Below are 10548 nucleotides of genomic sequence, written 5' to 3' on the forward strand. Positions count from 1 at the left end.
GAAGATAATTTACAATACTTACCACACAGAAGTGAATAATGTTAATTAGTAAAATAGCTCAATAATACCAATCATAGTAAGTAACTGATCTATTTTACTTGTTAAAACAACTTATTTTTTCGTTGTAAGTTTCGTATAGGGAACAACCATTTACATCAACTTACGCCTCAAACTAAGCCATTTTTCCGGCGCAAAATTTAGATCAGTTATTTAATACAATTGGTATAATTGCTATTAGAGATAAAAAAGCAATTTACCGTTAATAATCTCACTCACTAACAGGTAAATTGCTGTCGGGCTTTAGGTTTACTAGTTTATCGCTTAATAACCTTCACTTAATGCAGATGGTCTACGCGGATCTGACGCGCCATATAAACCTGATTCAGATTTAATAATACTTTGCGTACTGCCCATTGCCGATTCAACTTTTAGTGTATGACCTTTTGCTTCTAATAGTTTTATCGTATCTAAACTCAAACCAGACTCCATACGAATATAATCCGGTAACCACTGATGATGAATACGCGGTGCAGCACTCGCATCAGCGACATTCATATCAAAGTCGATAACATTTGAAATTACTTGCAATGTGGTGGTGATAATACGTGATCCACCTGGTGTTCCCGTTACCATAAATAACTGATCATCCTTTAAGATAACCGTTGGACTCATTGAGCTTAATGGGCGTTTTCCTGGTTCAATGGCATTTGCTTCACCACCAATTAAGCCATAGCCATTAGCTACGCCTGGTTTTGAAGAGAAATCATCCATTTCATTATTTAATAAAACCCCTGTACCTTGCGCAACAATCCCTGAACCATAGCTATAGTTTAGGGTGTAAGTATTAGCAACGGCGTTACCCCATTTATCAACGATACTAAAGTGAGTGGTTTGGTTACTTTCATAAGGTAAATCAGCATCAGGTAGAATTTCAGAGCTTGGTGTTGCTTTATCTGGGTTAATACCATCCACTAACTGTTTTGCATATTTTTTACTGGTTAATGTTTTAACTGGTACTTTAACAAAGTCGCTATCCCCTAGGTGTAAGCTACGGTCTGCGTATGCGCGACGCATGCTTTCTACCATGGTATGGATATGCTGAGCACTGTTATGGCCCATTTTCTTAAGGTCATAGTTTTCTAACATATTAAGGATTTGTACTATGTGTACACCGCCAGAAGAGGGTGGTGGCATAGAGAAAATTTCGTAACCTCGATAAGTCCCTTCAATGGCTTTACGGTCAACGGAGTTGTAATCGAGTAAATCCTGCTTACTAACACTACCGCCAGCTTCTTTAATACTCGCAACAATCGCGTCTGCTACTGGACCTTGATAAAACCCTTTTTCACCTTGCTCACTGATCAAAGAAAGGGTCTTGGCTAAATCAGTTTGCTTAAGTAGATCACCCGCGTGGTAGTTTGAGCCATCTTCTTTATAAAAGATTTTACTGGTATTAGGCCATTTACTTAACCGCTCTTGCATGGCTGTTAACGAGCTTTCTAAGTCTGGCGTCACGATAATACCGTCTTTTGCTAGTTTCATCGCTGGTGCTATTAAGGCCTCTCTAGAAAGTGTGCCGTAAGTTTTACGTGCGTGCTCTAAACCCATTACTGTACCCGGCGTACCAATCGCTAAACCATGGAATTTAGACAAGTTAGGCACCACATCTCCATTATCATCTAAGTACATATCACGTGATGCAGCTGCGGGCGCTTTTTCTCGGTAATCGATGGCTATGACTTGCTCTTTATCAGCCAAATAAACAAGCATAAAACCGCCACCGCCTAGGTTACCAGCTCTCGGTAAAGTCACGGCTAATGCGTAACCAACGGCTACGGCCGCATCTACTGCGTTACCACCTTGTTTTAATATCTCCACACCAATTTTAGTTGCCAGTGCTTCCTGTGTCGCTACCATGCCACTTTTTGCCCAAACTGGATGATGAATAGCCATTTGACTAAAGATAGCTGGTTGGGAAGTAGTCGCAGCATGAACTGCTGGTACGCTTAATAAAATTGAAGTAGAAACGGCTAGCAGGCTGAGCGGTTTGGCGATTTTATTTTTGATCAGATCTAACATAATACTATTCCTTTATTTTTGTGTAGATTTATTATCGAAGGTAAAAGTCAGTTTAATACCAATAACTTATTTGTTAGTAACAGTTTTGCTCCTTAATATAATTGCAGACAGGGTGAGGTGTTAAAAAATCAATGGATTGATTATTTGCCAGTAATTGGCGAATTTGTGAAGAAGAAATATCCAGTTGTGTGGTGCTTTGAAAATAGATGCAACCATGTAAAGTACTATGCAGCTGAGTTGTATCAAGCGTTTGATGTTCCGCCACCATTTGTGAAACCGTTTCATTAAAGATAGGTGACCAACCAGGCCGATGGCTGACCACAATATGACAATAGTCCAAAATATATTGGTAATGATACCAAGAATCAAAGTTGATTAATGAGTCCATTCCCATGATGAAACAGATCGGGGTGTTTGGGTATTGAGAACGTAATAGCTTTAAGGTTTCTAGGGTATAACTAGGCGAAGTGCGTAATAACTCTTGAATATTCAGTTGTAATCTAGGGTTGTCTTGAATGGCTAATTTAACCATCTCAATACGTTGCTCAGTACTGGCTAAACTTGTTGCCTTGTGCGGTGCGATATAATTTGGCATCAGATATAAAGACTGCAAATTAAGTGCTTCTTGGATCTCTAATGCAGGACGTAAATGTCCAAAATGAATAGGGTCAAAAGTACCACCCAGAAAGCCGATTGCAGACTCGTGTGTTTTATTCATTCAATGCCTTTATTTGAAAAATTGATAACAGATGGCGTCTAGTTGTAACCAAGTATCTGACCTGTTTTTTACTTTAACTGATACTTCTAAGTCGGCACAAGCAATTAAGATACTTTCTAATTGAGCTGTATTTAAGCGGGTTAGCGCCTGTGTGATTAAAGCTTGTTTGGCTGGCCATAGCTTGGGCTTTTGTTGGGCAAGTACTTGGCTTAGTGACATGCTATTTAACTGATAAGCATAATTTAGTAGTTTCTGTACTTCACTGCTGAGCGTCGCGCTTAATAACAAAAGCTCAGTCCCTTCGGCATTCAGTTGTTTAATAATACGTGCATTACGTGCTTTATCACCGGCTAATAAACTATCTATCCATTGAAACAAGCTGAAATGGTTATGCGTCGTAATACTTTGTTCGACTTGTGGTAAATGTAAATGTTGTTTTGGAAAGAGAATAGATAGTTTTTCTATCTCTTGTTTTGCTGCTAATAAATTACCTTCAAAATGCAAGGTTAAAAAGTCAATCACTTCATTATCAGCCGTTAAACTCACCGCTTTTAAACGTTGATATAACCATTGAGGAAAACGTTGAGGCAGCAATGCGTTGGTAGAAACAAATAAACCTTGTTGCTCAAGTTTAGTAAACCAAGCACTCTTTAACTGTTGTGCCGTTAGTTTAGGGCCCTTAAGCACTAATAACGTATCAGAGTTTAATAAAGGGGTGATCTCTTTAATAAAATCAGTGTTGTCTTTGGTGGTTTTAGACAGGGTTAATTCAATGATCTGTCGCTCAGAGAAAAGCGATAAAGTATTAAACTGACTGAATATTTGGTCTTTGTCGAAGCTACCATCTAGGCTATAACTAAAACGCTCTAAAAAGCCTTGTTGCTTAGCATGCGCTTGTACTTGCTCAAACGCTTCAATGGTTAATAGTGCTTCATCACCAAAGATTAAACAGCAGCTAGGCAACTTTTGTTGCAGCTGCTTTAATAGCTGTTCTGGGTAAATGCGCATTAACCGTTACTCTGGTGAATCGTTTTCAAGGCTTAACATAGTAGAGATGATATGGTCAGCGGCTACTACACGTAACTCCTCAATTAATTGTTCCTCTTCACGAGATTTTGCTAACGCTTGAGTAGAGTCGTATAAAAAGTCACGGTATAAATTGACACTGTAATTTTTCGGTGTGTAATTTGGCATTTTAATAGAGTACTTCATGATGTAACCAATCTCTTTTTCAGCATTTTGTGCCGTTGCATATAAAGAGATAGTACGTTTACTCTGTTTTTCTGATATCAATTTTAGGATTGGAGTATCTTCATTCGGTGCAACTGCCACTTTAATATCAGCACCCAATAGACGGAGTTTAACCAGACGCGCTAACTCACCCTTAGGGTTATTAGTTTGCACATATACTTCAGGGAATTTCTCAACTAAACCATCACTGTGTTTTAAGTGAAAGCCACAACCAGAGAGGATGACTGTCATTGCCAAAGTCGCAAATAACATAAAGCGGCGATAAAAAGCTTGCGGGCGAAGTGAATACATAAAAAAGCCTTTTGTAGTGTCTATGACAATTAAATAGGTTGATTTGTTTTAAGTAAAATAAAATACCAACAAACCACTTATGATTAAGTGGTTTGTTGGTTTATTTATTAGTGCCGTTAATGGCAATAATAAATTTAGTTAGCTACGATATTCAGTAACTTACCTGGTACGTAAATCACTTTACGTACTGTTTTGCCTTCAGTAAATTTATTTACGTTTTCTTCAGCGTTTGCTTGTGCTTCAACTTGTTCCTGTGAAGCGTCCGCTGGCACTGTTAATTTTGCACGCAATTTACCATTTACTTGTACCACAATCAGTTTTGAATCTTCAACTAACGCTGACTCATCCACTGTTGGCCAAGGCGCAGATAAAATATCACCCTCAGAGCCTAATAACGTGTGCAATTCTGCACAAATATGTGGTGTGATTGGTGATAGTAGTCTAGAAATAGCCACTAATGCTTCTTGTAAAATAGCACGATCTTGTGCTTCAGCTGTTGGTGCTTTAGTTAATTTGTTCATTAACTCCATCACAGCTGCAATTGCTGTATTAAAGGTTTGACGACGACCTACATCATCACTTACTTTAGCAATTGTTTTATGTACTTCTCTGCGTAATGCTTTTTGGTTGTCATTAAATGCTTTCACATCTAAATCTGCTACATCACCCGCTTGTACATGGTCAAATGCTAATTTCCATAAGCGTTTAAGGAAACGTAAAGAACCTTCTAATGCAGAATCAGACCATTCAAGAGTTTGATCTGAAGGTGCAGCAAACATCATGAATAAACGTACGCTGTCCGCGCCATATTTATCAATCATTAACTGTGGGTCAATACCGTTATTCTTTGATTTAGACATCTTGCTCATGCCGTCATAAACTAACACTTGACCGTCAGCGGTTTTCGCTGAAATTACTTTACCTTTTGCATCAGTTTCTGTGATCGCATCCGTTGGTGCAACCCAAACTTTACCGCCTTTCTCATCTTCGTAGTAGTAAGCGTCTGCTAGTACCATACCTTGGGTTAATAGCTTCTTGTATGGTTCATCGCTGTTTACTAATCCAAAGTCACGTAATAATTTGTGGAAAAAGCGCGAGTATAGAAGGTGTAAAATTGCGTGCTCAATACCACCAATGTATTGATCTACTGGTAACCAGTAGTTTGCTTTTTCTGGGTCAAGCATCTGGTCATCACTTTGTGGTGAACAGTAGCGCGCGTAGTACCAGCTTGACTCCATAAAGGTATCAAAAGTATCTGTTTCGTGTGTTGCAGGTTGACCTTGGTAAGTGGTTTTTGCCCATTCTAAATCTGCTTTGATTGGCGACGTGATGCCATTCATTTTTACATCTTCAGGTAACACAACCGGTAGTTGGTCTTCTGGTACAGGTACAACTGTGCCATCTTCTAATGTTAATGTTGGGATTGGAGCGCCCCAGTAACGCTGACGAGAAACGCCCCAGTCACGTAGACGAAAGTTAACTTGACGTTTACCTTTATTTTCACTCACTAATTTAGCTTCAACGGCATCAAATGCTGCTTCAAACGTTAACCCTTCTAATTCAGCAAAATCACCAGAGTTAAAACAAACACCTTTCTCAGTGTATGCTTCAGCGCTTACATCAATGTCAGCATCAGCAGGTTTGATTACCGCTTTAATATCTAAACCGTATTGCTTAGCAAACTCAAAATCACGTTGGTCATGTGCAGGCACTGACATTACCGCGCCAGATCCGTAACCCATTAATACAAAGTTAGCCGTCCAAATTGGTACTTCTTTACCCGTAATAGGGTGGATCGCTTTAAGGCCTGTATCTACACCTTCTTTAGGCATGGTTGCTAAATCAGCTTCCGCTAATTTCACGTTTTTACAGCTTTCACAAAATGCAGCTAACGTTGGATTTGATTTAGCCGCTTCAAGTGCTAAAGGATGTTGTGCAGCAACGGCTACATAAGTGACACCCATTACCGTGTCAGGACGTGTAGTGTAGACAGAGAAAGTTTCATCACTGTTTGCCACTTTAAAGTCCATTTCGATGCCTTCAGAGCGACCAATCCAGTTTTTCTGCATGGTACGTACTTGCTCTGGCCACTCTTCTAGTTGGTCTAAATCATCTAATAACTCTTGTGCGTAAGCTGAGATTTTAATAAACCACTGTGGGATCTCTTTTTGTTCAACAACCGCACCAGAACGCCATCCACGACCATCAATAACTTGCTCGTTAGCTAATACAGTTTGGTCAACTGGATCCCAGTTTACCGTTGCCATTTTTTTGTACACTAAATCTTTTTCTAATAATTTAGTGAAGAACCATTGTTCCCAACGGTAGTATTCCGGTTGGCAAGTTGCTAGCTCACGACTCCAATCATAACCAAAACCTAGCTGTTTAAGCTGAGTTTTCATGTATGCGATATTTTCGTAAGTCCAGCCAGCTGGTGCTGTATTGTTTTTAATAGCCGCGTTTTCTGCAGGTAAACCAAATGCATCCCAACCCATAGGTTGCATTACATTTTTGCCTTGCATGCGTTGGAAACGAGAAACAACATCACCGATAGTGTAGTTACGCACGTGACCCATGTGTAGCTTTCCACTTGGGTAAGGGAACATAGAGAGGCAGTAGTATTTCTCTTTTGATGGATCTTCTGTCGCTTTAAATGATTGATTGTCATCCCAATATTTTTGGAATTTAGCTTCAATCTCTTTAGGGTTGTATAACTCTTGCATATTCAGTCTGCCTGCAATGAAAAATGAAATAATAAGGGCTGTAGGATACAGTAGCAGTTGCCTTGCAACAATATTTATGAAGAATCAAAGGCTATTTTTTAAGAAATATGAAATATTGAGATAAAGAACTACATAAAAAGTTAATTTTTTGGACATAAAAAGTGAAAACTGCAGTAAAGTAATAGTATCAAATAATTTACAAGTGACAGAAGGCGACATCAGATGGCTAATAAACTACATGAAGAATTATTAATTAACGATCAGGAATTAGATCTGCTGTCTGAAATGTTAGCGGAAACAGAAAAAGCAGAAAATAAAGAACTGGTTTATGACATTACAGGCAAAACAGGTGAAGAAGCATTATTGTTTCAACTTGGGTTAGCGGATGATTTACAACTCGTGGCTAATTACGGTAATCACCACTTAGTGTTCCCTGTGCAGATGCAAATGGGCGACTTCAATAATTTTAGCATGAGCTTAAAATCACCTAAGATTTTTGAAACGGGTGATCAACTTCGTGCATGGCGTTTATCTAATAATACTGCCATGAGTATTGTTAATGAAGAAGGCGATGTTTTACCTTACCGTGTAAAAGACTTATCGGCTTCAGGTATCTCTTTACTGATTGATGATCCAGAAAACGAAACGTTACCTAAAGACTTGAATAATATTTACCTACAGTTGCCAGATCAGGAGCGCTTAGCGATTTCAGGTTCGCAAATTCGCCGTATTGATAAACATACTGTGGCTTACTCATTAGGCAAAGAGGGTGATGACAGCACACTTTCATCGCTAACTGAGTATCTATTTAAGTGTCACGCAGAACAACATCCGGAAGCACACACTGATCGTTTTAAATAAGCGATCTCAATTAGTAGCTGGTAGTTAGTGATGGTAATTGGTAATAGTAGTTTGGTCTGGCCGGTATAAGAATTGCTCAGAATGTTTTTTATTTAAACTGTTTGTTGGATTATTCGACAAACAGTTTTTTTTTGCAAAAAGTTCCTTTACAAACAAGGCTTAAACTCTGTATTATTCGTCTCGTTCTGCGGAGGGGTGGCAGAGCGGCTGAATGCACTGGTCTTGAAAACCAGCGAGGGTTAATAGCTCTCCGAGAGTTCAAATCTCTCCTCCTCCGCCACATTAAGAAAAAGGGCTTCTCATATGAGAAGCCTTTTTTCGTTTCAGTAACATAATAAAAGGCTCATGGCTGAAAAGTGATGAGCCTTTTTGCTATCTAGCTTTTGCTTGTTCTTCTCTATTAATATTTTCCTATAAATTATCCTGTCTTAAAACCCTGCTGGTTCTCATTGCATGTTCACCTTGTTAATACAGACTAACCAATTAAGTCGATGCGTTAAGTGGTTATATTCATCCCCACCGTTGAGTTTTACAAAAGCATTGCATGACTTGGATTAGAAAGTGATTTGGAGTTCAGTCTTTTTAGCACTTTTTTTCTAATAAAAAGATGGTCGCTGATAGGGCGAAATCACTGCAAATCAAATAATACCAATCATAGTAAGTAACTGATCTATTTTACTTGTTAAAACAACTTATTTTTTCGTTGTAAGTTTCGTATAGGGAACAACCATTTACATCAACTTACGCCTCAAACTAAGCCATTTTTCCGGCGCAAAATTTAGATCAGTTATTTAATACAATTGGTATAAGGCGAGCGTGGACAAGGTTTTATACTTCAAGTAAATCAAACTAGGCATTACCACGGAGGACCTTGGGAACGAGGTATTTACGTTTTTAATATTTTGCTGTTAATCAGGTTTTCTCTCTATCGACATGATTAAGGTTTTATTCTTGTGGTTAACATCTGGATTAGTTAAATAAAATTGCTATTGTGACATCAAATTAAAATAGATTAGGTTTCTTTATTCATTGTAAATATGGATAAATACTATTTGATAACAGATTATATCTTTGAGTTAATATGAGGTGCCATTAGTGAAGATCTTTACAATTTCATTTGTTTTTTCAGTGATAACGTTATTCTTATTGATGATTTTAGATGCTGAATTATCAAACTTATATTGTGTTTGGCCGCTTAATCTCATTAAAGTGACAGGTGTATTGGGCGATAATTATCCGAATTTTTATTATGACTGGTATCAAGTATCAATGGCTTTCTCGTTGCTTGTACAAAGTACTGTCATATACCTAATTACTTCTAGGTTGATAAACAAAAAAAATGGGTGAGTTAATGAATGTAGCAAGGTTTCCAGTCAATGAGCATGATAAGTACCATGCACATGTTTATTTCGATCAAGATACTGTTACCTTTGCCACTATGTTATGTGAAAAAGCAGCTAACTTATTTGGGCTAGCAGTGGGGCGAGTTCACCACCGAAATATAGGCCCACACCCTAAATGGAGCTGCCAAATTGCTTTTACTTCAGATGATTTTGATATACTTATTCCCTGGCTTGAGCGTGAACGAAATGGGTTAACTATTTTTGTTCACGGAATAACAGGCGATAACTTAAAAGATCATACCGAGATGGCATATTGGTTAGGCAAAACTGAAGAACTCAATTTAGCTATTTTTAAAACCGATTCTTCCCTTGAAGTTGTGGGGTCATAAGTCCCTCTCTAATAAGACGAGCGTAGGCGAGGTATAACACTATGTATTACCACAGGGACCGTGGGAACGAGATAGCTTTATGCTGACGCTTTTTTACCCTTTTTCAATTCTTAATATCCCCTTATTTACCCAATAATTTAAATATAGTTGAATAACTAATTGAACATCAAGTAATTATCAATTACCGTGACTGTCGTTTTAATGACTTATTTGGACATACTGATATACAGGTGAATAACCAAGGATAGAAGATGCACAAGCGTTATATAAAATGATCATCTACAGGGAAGTTTCATGAACGAGTTAAAGCAGTTTGTGTTGTAATTATTGTAATAAAAGTAGCTAAGATGTTTGCGGTTATGTTGCGAGCGATAAGTTTTATTAACAGTATTTTACGCTGATTACTTGAACTCGAGTTATTAATTCCCTATTGGATACTAACCTATGAAATTAGAAGTCATAAAAGAGCTGATCGTCGCTAAGCTTGAAGCTGAAAGCGAGGCTATTTTACAGCAATGGGCGACACCTCAAGGCACCGCAACACATTATTTCTATATTGATAATGTACTGCCTGTTGAATTAGCGGATGCAATCTATGCGGCTTTCCCTAAGCAAGGAGATGGCTTCCATCAACGTAAAAGCTTTCGCGAACAAAAAAGTACCTTTGCTGCCTTAGCGGATAGCACTCCTATATTAAATGACATTACTAAAGCATTTCAGTTACCGGAGGTGATTGAAAAAATTTCAGAGTTAGTAGGCATGAAAGCGTTGCAAGGTGACCCCACTTTGTATACGGGCGGGTTGTCTATGATGTTTAAAGGTGATTTTTTAAATCCACATATTGATAATAGTCATGATGGCAATAGACAGCGTTTGATCTTCACCCGCAAAAG

Annotated in this window: 7 protein-coding genes, 1 tRNA gene and 1 pseudogene; 4 read left to right on the forward strand and 5 right to left on the reverse strand. The window is 38.2% G+C overall.

The annotated features are described in order from the left end of the window. Window positions 1-321 precede the first annotated feature (321 nt). The 5 genes from ggt to leuS all read right to left on the reverse strand — a co-directional run bounded on the left by ggt (window position 322) and on the right by leuS (window position 7062). A complete protein-coding gene (gene ggt / locus DS885_RS08495) occupies window positions 322-2079 on the reverse strand; it encodes a gamma-glutamyltransferase (protein WP_113819013.1) in 1758 nt (585 codons plus the stop codon). Between the two features lie 73 nt (window positions 2080-2152). After that, window positions 2153-2797, reverse strand: coding sequence for a nicotinate-nucleotide adenylyltransferase (gene nadD, locus DS885_RS08500; protein ID WP_113819014.1), 645 nt, complete (start codon window positions 2795-2797; stop codon window positions 2153-2155). 9 nt (window positions 2798-2806) lie between these two features. Continuing rightward, window positions 2807-3805, reverse strand: a complete 999-nt coding sequence (gene holA, locus DS885_RS08505; RefSeq protein WP_113819015.1) for a DNA polymerase III subunit delta — start codon at window positions 3803-3805, stop codon at window positions 2807-2809. A 6-nt stretch (window positions 3806-3811) separates the two neighbouring features. Then, window positions 3812-4339 carry an LPS-assembly lipoprotein LptE gene (locus tag DS885_RS08510; RefSeq protein ID WP_113819016.1) on the reverse strand — a complete coding sequence of 176 codons (528 nt, stop codon included), beginning with the start codon at window positions 4337-4339 and terminating at the stop codon, window positions 3812-3814. A gap of 134 nt (window positions 4340-4473) precedes the next feature. Beyond that, the gene (gene leuS, locus DS885_RS08515; RefSeq protein ID WP_113819017.1) at window positions 4474-7062 is read right to left on the reverse strand and encodes a leucine--tRNA ligase; all 2589 of its coding nucleotides are present in this window, start codon (window positions 7060-7062) and stop codon (window positions 4474-4476) included. A gap of 222 nt (window positions 7063-7284) precedes the next feature. On the opposite strand from leuS, the gene DS885_RS08520 reads away from it, so the two are divergent. The 4 genes and pseudogenes from DS885_RS08520 to DS885_RS08535 all read left to right on the forward strand — a co-directional run. Next, window positions 7285-7923 (forward strand): PilZ domain-containing protein, encoded by a 639-nt coding sequence (locus tag DS885_RS08520; RefSeq protein ID WP_113819018.1) that lies wholly within the window; start codon window positions 7285-7287, stop codon window positions 7921-7923. 189 nt (window positions 7924-8112) lie between these two features. Next, a tRNA-Ser gene (locus DS885_RS08525) sits at window positions 8113-8203 on the forward strand. Between the two features lie 1071 nt (window positions 8204-9274). After that, window positions 9275-9655, forward strand: coding sequence for a DOPA 4,5-dioxygenase family protein (locus DS885_RS08530; protein WP_113819019.1), 381 nt, complete (start codon window positions 9275-9277; stop codon window positions 9653-9655). 444 nt (window positions 9656-10099) lie between these two features. Next, a pseudogene (locus tag DS885_RS08535) lies at window positions 10100-10548 on the forward strand (hypothetical protein); the annotation flags it as partial.

Origin of the sequence: Psychromonas sp. B3M02, assembly GCF_003318165.1 — a bacterium.
Classification (GTDB): domain Bacteria; phylum Pseudomonadota; class Gammaproteobacteria; order Enterobacterales; family Psychromonadaceae; genus Psychromonas.

Bases quoted from the DNA above. Each gene is read 5' to 3' on its own strand.
- ggt (WP_113819013.1), bottom strand. From the start codon at position 2,079: ATGTTAGATCTGATCAAAAATAAAATCGCCAAACCGCTCAGCCTGCTA.
- nadD (WP_113819014.1), bottom strand. From the start codon at position 2,797: ATGAATAAAACACACGAGTCTGCAATCGGCTTTCTGGGTGGTACTTTT.
- holA (WP_113819015.1), bottom strand. From the start codon at position 3,805: ATGCGCATTTACCCAGAACAGCTATTAAAGCAGCTGCAACAAAAGTTG.
- DS885_RS08510 (WP_113819016.1), bottom strand. From the start codon at position 4,339: ATGTATTCACTTCGCCCGCAAGCTTTTTATCGCCGCTTTATGTTATTT.
- leuS (WP_113819017.1), bottom strand. From the start codon at position 7,062: ATGCAAGAGTTATACAACCCTAAAGAGATTGAAGCTAAATTCCAAAAA.
- DS885_RS08520 (WP_113819018.1), top strand. From the start codon at position 7,285: ATGGCTAATAAACTACATGAAGAATTATTAATTAACGATCAGGAATTA.
- DS885_RS08530 (WP_113819019.1), top strand. From the start codon at position 9,275: ATGAATGTAGCAAGGTTTCCAGTCAATGAGCATGATAAGTACCATGCA.